Origin of the sequence: Cognataquiflexum nitidum (genome assembly GCF_022538055.1) — a bacterium.
In the GTDB taxonomy this organism is placed as follows: Bacteria; Bacteroidota; Bacteroidia; order Cytophagales; family Cyclobacteriaceae; genus Cognataquiflexum; species Cognataquiflexum nitidum.
Window position 1 is genome coordinate 26,314 of the sequence record NZ_JAKZAM010000010.1, and the last position, 15,486, is coordinate 41,799.

The window sequence follows — 15,486 nt, forward strand, 5'->3', positions numbered from 1 at the left end:
AAACATTACCTTAAAATTGAGCCCCAATCAAAAACTATTGTAGCATGAAAACCACCAAAATTTTTATGATTGCCTTGCTAGCATGGCTGATCTTACCTGTTCAGGCACAAAATAGCTTAAGTTATTACCTGCCACAGGGATACACTTATAATCCAGCCATCCCGACTCCAAAACAGGTTCTTGGGTTTGAAGTCGGAGACTGGCATGCCACCCATGACCAAGTGGTCATGTACATGCAGGCAGTCGCAGCGGCATCGGACAGAGTAAGCATTGAAGTCATAGGAAGAACATATGAAATGCGTCCGCAAATCGTCCTGACCATTACCTCACCGGCCAATCACGGCAAATTGGAACAGATCAAGTCTGAAAGAAAAAAACTTCGTGACCCTTCCGCCAACGTGGATATCAACAAAATACCTTTGGTCATGTGGGCCGGATATTCTGTCCATGGCAACGAACCAAGTGCGGTAAACGCCTCCCTTTTGGCAGCTTACCACTTTGCTGCTGCAAACGAAATTGCTGCGGACCTCGACAATATTGTCATTCTTTTGGACCCGGCACTAAATCCTGATGGTGTCAACAGGTTTGCCTCTTGGGTCAACTCCCACAAAAGCTACGTCATGAACGGCGATCCTGTCAACCGCGAACTCAATGAGGCTTGGCCAAGAGGCCGTACCAACCACTATTGGTTTGACCTTAACAGGGATTGGTTGCCTGCACAGCATCCCGAATCAAGAAACCGTGTGGCCAAAGTGCAGGAATGGCTCCCTAATGTCCATCTGGATTTTCACGAAATGGGCGCCAACAGCACCTTTTTCTTTCAGCCGGGTGTACCCGCGAGAAACCATCCTTTGACCCCAAAAAAGAGTTTTGAACTGACCGAAAAAATCGGTCAATACCATGCAAAGCATCTCGACAAAATCGGTTCCCTGTATTACAGCCAAGAAGATTTCGATGATTTTTATTACGGTAAAGGATCCACTTACCCGGACGTGCAGGGTTCGATCGGAATTCTTTTTGAGCAGGCAAGCTCAAGAGGGCATCTGCAGGAAACCATCTATGGCCCGCTGACTTTTGCTTTTACGATCAAAAACCAGTTTACCGCCACCTTGTCTTCTTTCGAAGCTTCAAGAGAAATGAGGGTAGAATTGAATACTTACCTCAGGGATTTTTATAGAGACGCAAAGTCAGAATACGATGCCGATACCAATAAGGCGTATATCTTCAGTGCAAAAGAAGATGCCGGAAGAACCTACCATTTGGCAGATATGATCCTTCAGCACGACATTGATGTCTTTAGCCTCAAAGAGGATATTTCTGTAAACGGAGTGGAATTCAAAAAAGAAAAAGCATATATCGTGCCCCTCAACCAGCCGCAATATAGGTTGATCAAGGCAATGTTTGAAACCAGGACTTCCTTTGCAGACAGTCTATTCTATGATGTTTCTGCCTGGACCATGCCCATGGCTTTTAACTTGGATTATATGGCACTGAGTAGTAAGATTCTAAATCTTGCCAATGTGGAAGAAGTTCCAAAAAATTCACCCAAAGCAAAAGGAAAAGTCATAGGTCAATCCAGAGCCTATAGCTACATATTTGGATGGAGTGAATACTATGCTCCAAAAGCAGCCTATGCACTGATGGATAGAGGATATTTGTTAAGAGTAGCCCATGAGGAGATTACTTTGCCTGGGGACATTAAAATGAAACGAGGAAGCATCATCGTGGGCAAGGGACAATCAGGCACCACAGACCAAGAGTTATACAACGACTTAGTCAGGGTAGCTGCGGAATCAGGTGTAGAAATTCATGCTGTTACTTCCGGCTATTCAGGAGGTGTCAATATCGGTTCGCCTAGCATTGACGTCCTCAAAAAGCCGGAGATTGCTATCCTGGTAGATGGCGGTGTCAGCAGCAGTGATGCGGGCGAAGTCTGGCACTTGTTAGACCAAAGGTTCCAAATGCCTGCAACCCTTCTGCCTGTCGACCGCTTCAATGCTGCGGATTTGAGCAGGTACAATATCATTGTGTTCTCTGACGGCAATTACAACCAACTTGGGAAATCAGGTGTAGAAAAAACGAAAGATTGGGTGAGGGCCGGAGGAACTGCCATCGCGACTGGAAGAGCTTTAAACTGGTTTGGCCAAAATGAAATTGCAACATTCAAATTTAAAAATGAGGAGGGCAAGGACACTGTGGTGCAAAGAAAATATGCTGATTTTGAAAGGGCCATGGGAGCAAAAGTAACAGGAGGAGCTATTTTCAATGTCAATCTTGACATTACACACCCAATCGGATATGGTTACGAAAAACCCGAAATGTTTACCTTCAGAGGCGACAACCTGTTTATGGTTCCGGCTGAAAACGCCTATGCCAATCCCTTGATTTATACTTCAAATCCTTTAGCAAGCGGATATATCCATCCAAGCAACTTAAACCAGATCAGAAATTCCGGTGCGATCCGGGTATCAGGAGTTGGAAGAGGCAGGGTGATCGGATTTGTGGATAACCCTAATTTCAGGGGATTTTGGTTTGGTACCAACAAACTGTTTTTGAATGCCATCTTCTTTGGACAGACGATTCAGTCGGGGACGGCGAGATAATCTATTAATTTGTTTATCTGATGTTTTGCAACAATCCAAATCGCAGCGGCATTTCTTAGATAGGATATTTATTTATATTGGATATTGATGGATATTTGTCCGAAAACAATCCTTGATGAGTTCTGAATTTCCCGGCTGGTATGATTTCATTTAATCATGTTTTGGAGTTGGTGATCCTCTAAGGGTGCAAAACCCTTGGAGGATTTTTTTATCCCTCAATCATATCAGTCATGATCTTGGCAGAAAGCAGACAGAGGGGAATCCCACCTCCGGGATGTACGCTGCCACCACAGAAATACAGGTTTTTGATCTCCGAAGAGAAATTGGCGTGTCGTAGGAAGGCTGCATATCTGTTGTTGGAGCTGTTACCATAAAGCGCCCCGTTTGCACTTGATGTTTTGGATTCTATCGTTCTTGGTTCAAGGATTTCCTCCACTTCAATCAGTTGCTCCATATCAGTTTTTAGGACTCTATTGATTTTTTGGATAATGTGTTTCCTCGACTCTTGGATGAGTTTGTCCCAATCCTGCCCTTGGTTATTGGGGACATTGATCATCGTAAACCAATTCATGCATCCTTCGGGTGCATCGTCAGGCTTGTTGACAGAGGTGATGTTGATATAGACTGTGGGGTCTTGGAAGATGGACTTTTTATTGAAAATATGGTCAAATTCCTCTTTATAATTTTCTGAAAACAGGATGTTGTGCAAGTCGAGTTCCGCAAAAACCTTTTTGACTCCCCAATAGAATATCAGCGCCGAACTTGATTTTGGTTGGTTGAGCAATCGGGTTGGCTGCTTTTCTTTCTTAAGGATGGTCTTGTAGGCATTGACCATGTCCATATTATTGACGATGACATCTGCAAAATGGGAATTACCGGAAACGATGATTCCGATGGCTTTTTTGTCCTTGACAATGACTTCCTCCACTTTGGAATCAAAATAGAACTTGACACCCAAGTTCAAAGCTAGTCTGTATAAACTCAGGGTAATATCATGCATGCCTTTTGTAGGGAAAAAGGCCCCGATATTGAATTCCAAATGTGGAATGATATTCAGCGTAGCAGGAGTTTCATAAGGGTTAGAACCGTTGTAAGTAGCGTATCTATTGAAAAGCTGCACCATTTTCGGGTTCGAAAACTGCTTTTCATTGGCCTTATTCATGGTCGAAAAAATCCCCAATTTCCCCAATTTGAAGTAGCATTTAATCGCATCTTTATTTGCCCAAGTGCCAAATCGGTGCAAAGACTGATGCATAAATAAAGGAGCAAGGTGATCGTAGATAAAAGCGGATTTTTGAAGCGATTCAAAAACATGCGGTGCCGGTTCGCCCAATTTGGACTCAACCTCAGCAGCAAATTTTTTGGTATCTCCAAAGGCTTTGATCTGTGTCCCGTCTTCCCAAAAATAGTGACAGGCAACAGGCAGTCGGATGTAGTCAAAGTGGGCTTTGGGATCTTTCCCCGAAATTTGAAACAGTTCTTCCACCTGATCAGGAAGTGTAAACAGCGACGGACCTGCGTCAAAGCGGTAGCCTTTGATTATAATTTCTGAAAGTTTGCCGCCGGGATAGGAATTGGCTTCGAAGACATTGACTTCAAATCCTTTGTTTTTGAGGCGGATGGCAGCTGCCAAACCCGCTATTCCTGAACCGATGACGATTGCTGTTCTGTTCATTTTGTAATGAAATATGTATAAAGTAAAAGAACAAAAAATAACTGAAAAGGATATTTGAAATGGGGCATTTGAATGGATTTAAATTAAAATCCCTTTGAAAGTTGTCTTCCAAAGGGATCCTATTTGATATGCTTCAATTCTTTATTTAATGGATATACGCAATTATGACAGTAGATTGGATATCCATTTAAATTCTTGTCTGCGGACTGAAATGCCCGGTACATCTGTCTTCCGACTTCCGTCTTCCGTCCCCACTCAAGAAGAAAATAGGGTCACTGGCAAAGAAGCGTTTATCCACGTTATATTTTCTCAAAAATCCTCCTGAAGCTGCAGGCCTCGCTCAATCTCGCATGCAGGTCTGAGATCAAGACCCTTTCCTGTTCGGTCGTATCGCGGTGTCGGATAGTCACCATATTGTCTTCCAATGTCTGATGGTCCACCGCTATACAGAATGGTGTACCGATCAAATCCTGTCTTGTATACCGCTTTCCGATGGAAGCAGCTTCTTCATAGATGATGTTGAAATCATACTTCAGCAATTCGACAATCTCCTTGGCTTTTTCAGGCAAACCGTCCTTTTTGATCAAAGGAAGAATGGCCGCCTTTACCGGCGCAATGGCAGGGTGCAGTTTGAGGTAAGTTCTTTGTTTTTCTTCTGACTGTTCGTCCACAAAGGCATTGCACAAGGTCATCAAAAACAGCCTGTCTGCACCGATCGAAGTCTCGATGACATAAGGAATGTAATTTTGGTTGATCTCAGGATCAAAGTACTGCTGCTTCTTTTTGGAATACTCCTGATGGCTTTTCAGGTCAAAATCTGTTCTGGAATGGATTCCTTCTACTTCTTTGAATCCAAATGGAAACTCATATTCGATATCCATGGCGGCATTGGCATAGTGTGCCAACTTCTCATGGTCATGTCTTCTGAGCTTTTCTTCAGGAATACCCAAAGCCTTATGCCATTTCATCCGCGTATCTGCCCATACTTTATACCATTCCAATTCGGAACCGGGACGGACAAAAAACTGCATCTCCATCTGTTCAAATTCTCTCATTCGGAATATAAACTGACGGGCGACGATTTCATTTCTGAAAGCCTTTCCGATCTGTGCGATTCCGAAAGGAACCTTCATTCTGGCGGTTTTTTGGACATTCAGGAAATTGACAAAAATCCCTTGTGCCGTCTCTGGTCTTAAATAAATCGTAGTGGAATCCTCTGCTACCGAACCCACCTGAGTGGAAAACATCAGGTTAAACTGGCGAACGTCAGTCCAATTGGAAGTGCCGCTAATCGGGCATTTGATGCCCTCATTAGTGATCAGATCTCTCACTCCATCCAAATCTTCCGCTTCAAGCAATCTTGCCAAAGCAGCGGTCAAGCCATTTGCCTTTTCAATGTCTCCTGCCCTTTCAAAAACCGCAGCATGTTCTTCGAGAAGTACATCTGCACGGTACCGCTTCTTGCTGTCTTTGTTGTCGATCATCGGGTCGTTGAAGCTGTCTACGTGTCCGGAAGCCTTCCAAGTGGTGGGATGCATAAAAATCGCTGCATCTATCCCGACAATGTTTTCATTGAGACGCGTCATGGTTTCCCACCACAGGCGCTTCAGGTTATTTTTCAGTTCAACTCCATAGGCCCCATAATCATAGACGGCCTGAAGGCCATCGTATATTTCAGAGGAAGGATACACAAAGCCATATTCCTTGGCATGCGCGATTATATCTTTCAATTGCGTGTTTTCCGCAGTGGTATCATTTTTTGCCATGGGCGCAAAATTAAAGAAAATGGCTGAATAGCAAGGGAAAGAACAAAAAACAAAAAGCTCAATTACCTAAAAACTTCCTCTTGGTAAATCCTTCGCCCTTCTTTATTACTCAAAAAAGCTGCTTCAATGATTTTCAATACATCAATCGCTTCTTGTATTTTCACCTCCGGCAGGGATTTGCCATGGATGGCATCAGCGATATTTTGGTAAAAAATCCTGTAATCACCTCTTTCCGTTGGATAGGAAATGGTTCCTTTTTCGAGGTGGAGTTTGCCCCAAGCTGCTGCATCTTCCAATCCCCAATTGATCCCTTCAGGGATTTGGTCGGATTTGAATGCTTTCTCCTGTACATCCAGTCCATATTTGGCATAGGATCCTTTTTCTCCCAAAATCATGAATCTCGGAATCGGGGCATTGGCCAAAACACTTGCAGTCAACCTGACTTTGAGTCCCTCATACATCATGGTAATATCAAAAAAATCGTCCGCAACCGCAGCGGTTCTTTGCTTCAAAATCTCTGCATAAATCCAAGCAGGCCTACCAAAAAGCATTACCGCCTGATCTATCAAATGTGTCCCGAGGTCATAGGTAATCCCATTTCCTGGAACTTCCTTTTCTCTCCAATTGTCCACCAAAAGCGGTCGGAACCTGTCGAAGTGAGATTCGAAATGGACGATCCTGCCCAAAACATCTTCTTGAAGCATTTTTTTTATCGTCTGAATATCTCCGTCCAACCTGCGGTTTTGGAATACTGACAGGATCAAATTTTTGGAATCGGCGAGTTCTTTCAACTCCTCGGCTTCTTGGGAATGGATGGTGACGGGCTTGTCCACGATTACATGCTTACCTGCCTCTAAGGCCAACTTTGCCTGTGAAAAATGGTATTCATTTGGCGTGAGGATCACGATCAAATCTGTGGCATCGGCTGCCAATAATTCCTCCAGACTTTTGAAAATCCGGACATGGGGATATTTGACTTTAGACTTCTCTTGGTTTCTCTCGACCACCGCGGTCAATTCCAAGTCTTTGCAAACTGAAATAAGGGGAGCGTGAAAATTTTCTGCCACGGAACCATAGCCGACTAGAGCAGTCCTAATTTTATTCATATGCCAAGTTCAAACGCTTTTTTTACCAATTCGGCAACAGAACTCACTCCAAGCTTGGCGTGGACTTTTTTGCGGTGCGCTTCTACTGTGTGGATGCTAAGATGCAGTTCTTCAGCCACGTCTTTGTTGGTCATACCTCGCTTGATCATTCTTACTAGTTGGAGTTCACGCTTAGAAAGTTTGAATTTCTCTTTATAAAAATCCGAATACCTCTCATCAATATTTTGCTGGATTACTTTCTGAAAACTCATGATATGGTTTCCTTCAAATACTTCCTTAACGGTATATATCAATTCGTCTGAATCTGCATTTTTTAGAACGTAAGCATCGGCACCTAATTTTTGACATTTGAGAAAAATGGCCTCATCGTCATACATGGACAGGACAATTATTTTTGAATTTGGAATCAATCTTTTTACTGATTCAATCACTCCTACCCCGTCCAAAAAAGGCATATTCATGTCAGTCAGGATGATGTCAACCTCGTGCTTTTTTAAAAATTCCAACAATTCTATACCATTGGAAAACACTCCTTCAATCCTAAAGTCATCATCATCTTCCAAAAGACTTGCTATTCCCTTGGCAAACATTTTGTGGTCATCAGCTAATGCTATCCGGATCATATTTTTATTAATCTAGAGGGAAGATAAATCAAGCATTTTGATTTGGCAAGATGAGTTTTATTTCAGTCCCTTTGCCCAAAACAGAATGTAGGATCATCTCCCCACCAATGGTTGACATCCTGCTTCTTAGGTTATGAATACCCAAACCTGAAGACTCTCCGTTATATTCAAAGCCCTTGCCATCATCCCTTACCAAAATCACAGGCTGTTCCAGGCTGGAATCGACTTTAATCTCAATCAGCTTTGGTTGCGCATGTTTGATAGCGTTATTGAGACATTCTTGGATAATGCGGATAAGCACTAGTTTTTTATCTTTATCGAGTTGTAGGGTATAGCCTGTTTGGTGAAAAGCGACTTGGCAGAAATCGGCAGAATCGAGTTTATTGAGTTCTCTTTGAATAAATTCCTCCAAGGAAATCTCCTCCACCCAATCAATATTTAGAGATTTGGAAAGTATCCTGACTTCATGGATGATTTCATTGACCATAACTTTCCCTTCGGAGACTTTCTCTGGCTTGGAGCTTGAAAGGTTCATTTTGGCAAGTGAAAGCAATTGCCCCACATTGTCATGCAACTCTTTGCCGACGTGTGCGAGGATATCTTCACGGAGTTCTTTTTCAACGTTCAAAACCGTTTTTTCATATTCAGCCCGGATTTCCCTGACTTTCTGTTGGTTTTTGATCTGTCTCTGACGGTGGTATATCACCATGATCACGATAAAAGACACCATTAGCACCATTAGGAAAAATCCCAACAGCACGATTATAAAAAGATCGGAACCGTTGTTTTTCATTGGTGATTTTAAAATTGATTAGTCCTTTCCAAGATAAGAGAAAATGTTTGGAAAATTAGAGGAGGTAAATCAGGTGATTCCTGACCTGATGGTTTTTTTTGAAAAAGCAGGTAGATAATAGACCAATCCAAAAACCAGATACATGGTCCCTCCTATCAACTTTAATACAAAATTTAACCGCATCCACATGGCAGCTTCTAATTCTATGATATTGTACAAAAATGTAAAAAACAGCATCGAAGCGCTGTAAAAAAGCAGAAAAAAAGACACCACCCAAAAATCAGGAACCTGCCATAATTTTTCATCTAAATAAGTGTCCTGCGTCATCACAACATAGAAAAAATAAAAACATCCAAGGATGATAAGTGTGCTTCCAATAGTTAGGCTAAAATTATGAAATTGATCTATTGGATTTAAAAACAGGGAATTGAGAATCCCAAAAACTCCAAATAACAAGGCCGTCAACTTCAATATCACTTTGCTCTTTTGGCCATTCAAAACCGCAGAAAGGTAAATCAAAATTAAAATCGTCTCTCCATAGACAAATCCGATATTATATACCCAATGATTTCTAATCCCTTGTTTGCCTAAATATCCTCCATAAAACTCTATTATCGACACCAAAACCAAAATACAAAAAACTATTCGGTGCCCTTTTTTGAAACCTTTCAGGTCCAAAAAAAAACATGGAATACTCAAAAGCATCCCTGCAAGAATCATAAGGAGGTACCAAATTATGGAATTCATAAAAAATTAAGGATTACAATTTGGCGGACAAAGCAACCCTCCATTTCTAGGGGAACCTCCTGAATTACGGGTTAAATCAGTAGAATTTTTAGATTCGTTCCCTAGGTCGATGATCCCATTTTCAGTCTTATTTGCTGCAGCGACGGCGATGGAAATGCTTCCTATATAATCTTCCCTGTCCTTTTGGTCGATCGGCAGGATATCGAGATTTTCTTTGTCATACTGTCCAAAATACAATTTGAGGCCACCACTTTTTGAGTCAGTCATGTCAAGTAATTCCTGAATCAACTTCCTATCAAAAAATACCCAATCTGACTGTTCATCGATGTCTTTCCCGTTTTTGTTTTTGCCTTTTACACATTTTTTGACTGATTTTGCATAAGCCAATCTAAAGGCTTCCAACTGTTCTTTTGTCATAATCCTTGATTTTGTGTTTCAGTATCCAATAAAGAAAAAAAATGGCAAAATTTTATAGCATTGCCATGTTATTTCCTTCTGTAAAGTTTGTCTTGAACAGCGATGGAAGAAAAAATGAAACCCCAAAAATCAGGTACATCATACCTGCCATCAATCTGTTGAACCCAAAAATAACCGAGACATTGTCGACCACAAATTGGGGAGAAAACTGGTAGAACCCAAAAACCAAGACCGCTTCGGAATAAAAGAAAAGGATAGCAGTACTGATCCAAAAGTGAGGTAAGGCTATCAGGTTCCAATCTTTAAAAATCAGGAGGTTCAGTATATTATTAAGGAACCTGACACATAAAACAAGAATGAAAATGCTATTGGGTAAAAAGGAGTAGAATTGAAAGACAGTTGAAATGGGCTGAAAAAATACAGAATTGAAAATACCCCAAACTAGTAAAACAGAGAAAATAATAAAGAAGATTTTTTTTGCTGTTTTACTTTTTTCAAACTGAAGAAAATACAAAATAAGCAGTAAGGATTCAATATATATCCAACATATATTGTAAAGCAATGAATTATTGATTCCCTTTTGGGCGGTATACTCCCCAAAGGATTCAAAAACCATTACCAAAAGCAAAATTCCCAAAATGATTTTTTTGCCCTGAACTTTGCCTTCTGCTTTGAAACTCAAAGAAAGGAAAGTTAAAACGAGGCTTAATCCGATCACAAAAAGATAAATCCCACTTGACATTTCAACTATTTTATTGTCCAAAAGTAAGTGGAATCAAAACACCAAAAAATCCCGTGTTTGGGGTATTTTTTAGCAAAATCACAAAAAAAAAGGAGTCAGATTGCGCTGACTCCCCTTTTTTTTGAAGCAATTATAAAATTAAACCGCCTTTTTAGCAACTTCTTGAGCGCTTTCGGCTTCGATTTCTTTTTTCATCAAATCGACTACGATTGGAGAGGCAATATAAATGGATGAATAAGTACCCACTATTACACCGATAAACAAAGCAAAGGAGAATCCTCTCAATACTTCACCTCCGAATATCAACAACACCAATACCACTATCAAAGTGGTGGCTGAGGTAATTAACGTTCTTGCCATGGTTTGGTTAATGGCATCATTAAACATCTTCACCAACTTGGAGGTACCTCTCATTTCGATATTTTCCCTGATACGGTCAAATATGATCACTGTATCATTGATGGAGTAACCAACCACAGTCAACATAGCTGCAATAAAAACCTGATCGATCTCGAAAGTGGCACCGAACGCACTTGCTATAGCAAAAGCGGCTATAACAAAAAGAACGTCATGTGCTAAGGCAATGATGGCTCCCAGGGAAAACTGCCATTTCCTGAATCTCAAAAGGATATAAAGGAAGATGGCTACCAATGCAAAGAACATCGCTTCTGCAGATGATTTTTTGATGTCATCTGCAACAGTAGCACCGACTTTGGATGAACCTGTGATGACAAACTGACCATCCTGAATATTTGCTGCATCAGTAGAATAAGTCAATCCCATGATGTTTGCAATACCTTCCTTCACCTTGCTTTCGACTTCAGCATTGGAAGCATCGTCATCCTCATTGATCAAATAAGAAGTAGTCACTTTCATGATATTGCTGGCACCGTAGGATTTGACTTCCACCGAACCATCAAATTCGCCATCAAGACCTACTTTCAATTCCGAAGCAACCACAGGCTGTGCAAAGGTCACGATATATGACCTACCACCTGTAAAGTCAACACCAAACTTCAGTCCACTGATCAAGGCAATAACAAGACCTACAACAATTATTCCTGTAGAAAAGATGTAGGCAACCTTTCTCTTACTCATGAAGTCAATGTTGAGGTTTCTCAACAGTCCTTTTGCCAACGGTGAAGTGAAGGAAATTCTGCTGCTGTCCCCTTTCTTACTCGTGAGGTGTACAATCAATCTGGTGATAAATACAGCCGAGAAGAATGAGGATGCAATACCAATCATCAATACGATCGCAAAACCTTTTACAGGACCTTGTCCCAAGGCATACAAAATCGCACCTACAAGGAAGGTGGTAACGTTTGAATCCAAAATTGCGGAAAACGCTTTACTGTAACCTTCGTTGATAGCAGCTATCAAGCCGCTCCCATTTGCCAATTCTTCTTTGATCCTTTCAAAAATCAAGACGTTGGCATCAATAGACATACCGATCGTCAACACGATACCTGCGATACCCGGCAAGGTCAAAGCCGCTCCCAACTGGGCCAAAATTCCCAAAATGAAGAAGATGTTAAATATCAATGCTGCAATGGCTACAAAACCACCTTTGGCATAATATGCTACCATGAAAACGACTACCAAAAGCAAGCCTGCAACCATTGATATGATACCTTGGCTTTGTGCTTCTTTACCCAAAGTAGGACCGATGATGGCTTCTTCCACAATTTTGGTAGGTGCAGGAAGTGATCCTGACTTTAGGATATTTGCCAAATCTTTCGCTTCTTCAATGGTGAAGTTACCGGTGATTTCCGACTGTCCTGAAGGAATTTCGCCCTGCACCGTTGGTGCGGTATACACGAAATCATCCAAGACAACAGCTATTCTTCTACCAATATTTTCTCCTGTCAGTTTTCTCCATCTTCTAGCGCCGTCAGCATTCATCTGCATGCTTACTGCAGGGCGGGAAGTCTGATCCAAAGTCTGACGCGCATCGGTGATCACATCTCCTTCCAATGGCGCTTGGTCACCTGTTCTGCTCTTTTTGATAGCATATAGCTCCAACAATTCAAGATTGTCCGCCACTTCGGGCTTTACAGACCATAAGAATTTTACGTCTCTAGGCAATACAGACTTGACATCTTCTCTTGCAAAGATCCTGTTGATCGCTACAGTATCCCTAATTTCATAAACCAATCCCTGATTGGATTTGGTCAAGGAGAAAATCGGGGACACAGAAGTGGATAAATCCGTCGAATCTGCTGTTCCTGCCAATTGCTTTTCAAGTTCTGACAAAGCAGCAGCAGCTTTTGCCGAATCAGTCTCGGCACCTTCCGGTTGAATAGCGGCCTTTTTAGCTTGAGCTTCCGCTACCAGAAGACTGTTTGCAGCTTCCAATTCTGACAAATACTCATTCACTTCTGCCACTTCCCAAAATTGAAGCTTAGCCACCCCCTGAAGGAGATTTCTCACCCTTGTGGCATTGTCGACACCCGGAAGTTCGATCTGTATACGGCCCGAACCTTGGATTCTCTGGATATTTGGTTGAGAGGTTCCAAACCTGTCAACCCTTGTTCTTAGGATATTGAATGAGCGCTCTATTGCATTTTCAACTTCAGTATCGATGATCTGAAGTATATCAGAATCAGAAGATTCCAATGAAATACGACCCCTATTTGCAGCAGTAGCAAATATTGCACTCAGCTTTTGATTAGGTGCCTGATTTTGCCAAGAGGTATAAAAAAGGTCTACAAATTTGCTGTTGCTGGTTTTGGCAGCTTGGCTAGCTTCTTCCAATGCGGCGTTGAAAGCCAAATCTTTGCTGTTTCCTGAAAGACCTTTTAGAATTTCGATTGGAGAAACTTCTAGGGTAACGTGCATTCCGCCCTGTAAGTCAAGGCCGAGTCCCAATTCGGTTTCTTTGATTTCTTTATAGGTGAATTTGGCACCTAGAAAATTATACACCGGCTCCCTGTAGATAGAATCGAGGTAGGATTGCTTTTTGGCAAAATCCATATTTCCAGATTCATCAGTGGCAAATGTCACGGCCTTTTGTTGAATGTTATTTGATACGAATGTGAATGATAGGTAATACAGACACAAAGCTGTGACTACCACGGTCAGAAACACAATGACTCCTTGGTTACGCATATGATTGATTTTTGATTGTTTGATTACAAGATTTTGGGGAAAGCCATTACAGGCTCAGGCATTCGAGAAAGGAAAAAATATCAGGGAGCATTGGGGGAAATGATCCTCTCTAGGAGGATTTCCCAATACGGAAAATTCAAAGGCAATGAAATACTTGCTCCGTTTGTAATTGGCTTTTCAAAAGAAAAATTCTCATAAATCAGGTAAAATACCTGTTGAGAAAGTACGGTTACAAATGGAACAACCGCATCAACTGCTACATTTAAAAAAGTCTGGTTTTCAGAAGGAGAATCCGCATCTTGGGACTGTTCCTTATGGCTTTTAATGGATTGATCTGTCCCTTTCGGAAAATATTCAGCTCCGCTCACCAGTAGACAAAAGAACAGCACCAGCAAAATGGTAACTCTCTGTCTCATTAAGGCGATATTTTGGCTTTGCTTTCTCACGGAGGAGCAAATATATAAAGATTTGTAATTTCAAAAGGCCTAACCCAAAAAAATCTGACCCTAAAGAATACCGTTTACTTTGTTTTGAGTCGGAGGTAAGTCCTGATTACATCCAAAGCATGATCAAAATTCCTGTTGTTGGGAATAATCAGGTCTGCATCATTTTTGAACGGTTCAATATATTTTTCATAAGTAGGCATCACATGCATCTCATACCTGTAAAGCACATCATCTAAGTCATAGCCACGCTCCACCTTGTCCCTGACGATTCGGCGCTTGAGCTTGATGTATTCTTTGGCATCAATAAATACCTTCAGGTCCAACAGATCAGCCAACTCAGGGTAGTATAGCACAAATATCCCTTCCACTACGACCACGGGTGCAGGTGCAAATTCGAGTGTTTTGGGTTTTTTATTCGGATTATTGAAAGTATATTCCTGTCTGTAGACAGTCTCTCCACTTTGGATCTTTTTGATATCTTCTGCGTATTGCGCAAAATCTATGGAATCTGGTGTATCAAAATTATGGATCCCTTTATCGTCTACCGGCTGAAGGTGTCTTGGCTTGTAATAATTGTCCTGGGAAATCAAACAAACTTCTCCGGGCTCAAATGAATGAAGCAGCTTGTCCAAAAATAAAGTTTTGCCTGATGCGCTTCCCCCGGTAATTCCTAGAATAAATGGTTTGTTCATGGGGAACAAATTTAAAAATTTATTTGAGAAAGTTGACCAAAGCTTTTACAGCCTTACCACGGTGGCTGATTGCGTTTTTTTCTTCCAAGGTCAATTCGGCAAAAGTTTTTTTGAATCCATTGGGTACAAATACAGGATCGTATCCAAATCCGCCCGTACCTATTCTCTGATGGATGATTTCACCTTCCGCAACGCCGTCAAAGGCATGCTCTTCGCCATTAAGAATCAGTGCAATCACCGTTCGAAACCTTGCTTTTCTATTTTCCTTTCCTGCCAATTTGCTCAAAAGCAGGTCTACATTCCGCTCATCACTTCTCGGCCCGCCGGCAAATCTCCCTGAATAAACGCCTGGAGCTCCGTCCAAAGCTTCCACCTCCAAGCCCGTATCATCGGCAAAGCAATCTACGCCATAGTTGTCTTTGACATATCTGGCTTTTTGAAAGGCATTGTGTTCTAAGGTATCGCCGGTTTCGGGAAGCTCTTCCCTGCAGCCGATTTCTTCCAAGGATACTATGGTAAAATCATCTCCAAGGGCAGATTTTACCTCTTCTATTTTCTTTTTGTTGTTGGTGGCAAAACAGATCTTCATACGGTCGAAATTAGGGAGAATAATTGGAAAAGGGTAAAATCCCACGTCCTGAAAATATCTCCCGCAAATCTCGCTGACCTTCGCATAAAAAAAATGAAATTCCATGATTAAGCTTTCTGAGAAAAAGTTCTGCGTACATCTGCGCAGTCTGCGGGAGCTTTAGATTAACAGAATCCAAA

Annotated in this window: 13 protein-coding genes; 1 reads left to right on the plus strand and 12 read right to left on the minus strand. The window is 41.6% G+C overall.

Translation table 11 applies throughout. From position 1 onward, the window contains the following. Nucleotides 1-44: 44 nt before the first annotated feature. A complete protein-coding gene (locus tag MMU07_RS08500; RefSeq protein ID WP_241125437.1) occupies nucleotides 45-2,603 on the plus strand; it encodes a M14 family zinc carboxypeptidase in 2,559 nt (852 codons plus the stop codon). 208 nt (nucleotides 2,604-2,811) lie between these two features. Here the strand turns inward: MMU07_RS08500 and crtD are convergent, their stop codons facing one another. From crtD to MMU07_RS08560, 12 genes are all read right to left on the minus strand, one after another. Further along, nucleotides 2,812-4,278, minus strand: coding sequence for a 1-hydroxycarotenoid 3,4-desaturase CrtD (gene crtD / locus MMU07_RS08505; RefSeq protein WP_241125438.1), 1,467 nt, complete (start codon nucleotides 4,276-4,278; stop codon nucleotides 2,812-2,814). 299 nt (nucleotides 4,279-4,577) lie between these two features. Further along, on the minus strand, nucleotides 4,578-6,044 hold the full coding sequence (locus tag MMU07_RS08510) for a glycine--tRNA ligase (protein WP_241125439.1): 1,467 nt from the start codon (nucleotides 6,042-6,044) through the stop codon (nucleotides 4,578-4,580). 62 nt (nucleotides 6,045-6,106) lie between these two features. Further along, a complete protein-coding gene (locus MMU07_RS08515) occupies nucleotides 6,107-7,150 on the minus strand; it encodes a Gfo/Idh/MocA family oxidoreductase (protein ID WP_241125440.1) in 1,044 nt (347 codons plus the stop codon). Beyond that, nucleotides 7,147-7,773 (minus strand): response regulator, encoded by a 627-nt coding sequence (locus MMU07_RS08520; RefSeq protein ID WP_241125441.1) that lies wholly within the window; start codon nucleotides 7,771-7,773, stop codon nucleotides 7,147-7,149. Before MMU07_RS08520 ends, MMU07_RS08515 begins: the two co-directional genes overlap by 4 nt. Nucleotides 7,774-7,801: 28 nt before the next feature. Then, a complete protein-coding gene (locus MMU07_RS08525) occupies nucleotides 7,802-8,566 on the minus strand; it encodes a sensor histidine kinase (RefSeq protein WP_241125442.1) in 765 nt (254 codons plus the stop codon). A gap of 69 nt (nucleotides 8,567-8,635) precedes the next feature. Next, nucleotides 8,636-9,313 (minus strand): hypothetical protein, encoded by a 678-nt coding sequence (locus tag MMU07_RS08530; protein WP_241125443.1) that lies wholly within the window; start codon nucleotides 9,311-9,313, stop codon nucleotides 8,636-8,638. A 6-nt stretch (nucleotides 9,314-9,319) separates the two neighbouring features. After that, the gene (locus MMU07_RS08535) at nucleotides 9,320-9,730 is read right to left on the minus strand and encodes a hypothetical protein (RefSeq protein ID WP_241125444.1); all 411 of its coding nucleotides are present in this window, start codon (nucleotides 9,728-9,730) and stop codon (nucleotides 9,320-9,322) included. A gap of 52 nt (nucleotides 9,731-9,782) precedes the next feature. Further along, nucleotides 9,783-10,472: a hypothetical protein gene (locus tag MMU07_RS08540; protein WP_241125445.1), complete on the minus strand. Its 690-nt coding sequence runs from the start codon at nucleotides 10,470-10,472 to the stop codon at nucleotides 9,783-9,785. A 138-nt stretch (nucleotides 10,473-10,610) separates the two neighbouring features. Further along, nucleotides 10,611-13,580, minus strand: a complete 2,970-nt coding sequence (secDF, locus tag MMU07_RS08545) for a protein translocase subunit SecDF (protein ID WP_241125446.1) — start codon at nucleotides 13,578-13,580, stop codon at nucleotides 10,611-10,613. A gap of 80 nt (nucleotides 13,581-13,660) precedes the next feature. Further along, nucleotides 13,661-13,996, minus strand: a complete 336-nt coding sequence (locus tag MMU07_RS08550) for a hypothetical protein (RefSeq protein WP_241125447.1) — start codon at nucleotides 13,994-13,996, stop codon at nucleotides 13,661-13,663. Nucleotides 13,997-14,100: 104 nt separating this feature from the next. After that, nucleotides 14,101-14,718 (minus strand): uridine kinase, encoded by a 618-nt coding sequence (udk, locus tag MMU07_RS08555; RefSeq protein ID WP_241125448.1) that lies wholly within the window; start codon nucleotides 14,716-14,718, stop codon nucleotides 14,101-14,103. A 19-nt stretch (nucleotides 14,719-14,737) separates the two neighbouring features. Continuing rightward, nucleotides 14,738-15,307 carry a non-canonical purine NTP diphosphatase gene (locus tag MMU07_RS08560; RefSeq protein WP_241125449.1) on the minus strand — a complete coding sequence of 190 codons (570 nt, stop codon included), beginning with the start codon at nucleotides 15,305-15,307 and terminating at the stop codon, nucleotides 14,738-14,740. Nucleotides 15,308-15,486: the final 179 nt, after the last annotated feature.

Excerpts from the sequence above, each read along its gene's own strand:
- MMU07_RS08500 (WP_241125437.1), top strand. The coding sequence starts at position 45 with ATGAAAACCACCAAAATTTTTATGATTGCCTTGCTAGCATGGCTGATC.
- crtD (WP_241125438.1), bottom strand. The coding sequence starts at position 4,278 with ATGAACAGAACAGCAATCGTCATCGGTTCAGGAATAGCGGGTTTGGCA.
- MMU07_RS08510 (WP_241125439.1), bottom strand. The coding sequence starts at position 6,044 with ATGGCAAAAAATGATACCACTGCGGAAAACACGCAATTGAAAGATATA.
- MMU07_RS08515 (WP_241125440.1), bottom strand. The coding sequence starts at position 7,150 with ATGAATAAAATTAGGACTGCTCTAGTCGGCTATGGTTCCGTGGCAGAA.
- MMU07_RS08520 (WP_241125441.1), bottom strand. The coding sequence starts at position 7,773 with ATGATCCGGATAGCATTAGCTGATGACCACAAAATGTTTGCCAAGGGA.
- MMU07_RS08525 (WP_241125442.1), bottom strand. The coding sequence starts at position 8,566 with ATGAAAAACAACGGTTCCGATCTTTTTATAATCGTGCTGTTGGGATTT.
- MMU07_RS08530 (WP_241125443.1), bottom strand. The coding sequence starts at position 9,313 with ATGAATTCCATAATTTGGTACCTCCTTATGATTCTTGCAGGGATGCTT.
- MMU07_RS08535 (WP_241125444.1), bottom strand. The coding sequence starts at position 9,730 with ATGACAAAAGAACAGTTGGAAGCCTTTAGATTGGCTTATGCAAAATCA.
- MMU07_RS08540 (WP_241125445.1), bottom strand. The coding sequence starts at position 10,472 with ATGTCAAGTGGGATTTATCTTTTTGTGATCGGATTAAGCCTCGTTTTA.
- secDF (WP_241125446.1), bottom strand. The coding sequence starts at position 13,580 with ATGCGTAACCAAGGAGTCATTGTGTTTCTGACCGTGGTAGTCACAGCT.
- MMU07_RS08550 (WP_241125447.1), bottom strand. The coding sequence starts at position 13,996 with ATGAGACAGAGAGTTACCATTTTGCTGGTGCTGTTCTTTTGTCTACTG.
- udk (WP_241125448.1), bottom strand. The coding sequence starts at position 14,718 with ATGAACAAACCATTTATTCTAGGAATTACCGGGGGAAGCGCATCAGGC.
- MMU07_RS08560 (WP_241125449.1), bottom strand. The coding sequence starts at position 15,307 with ATGAAGATCTGTTTTGCCACCAACAACAAAAAGAAAATAGAAGAGGTA.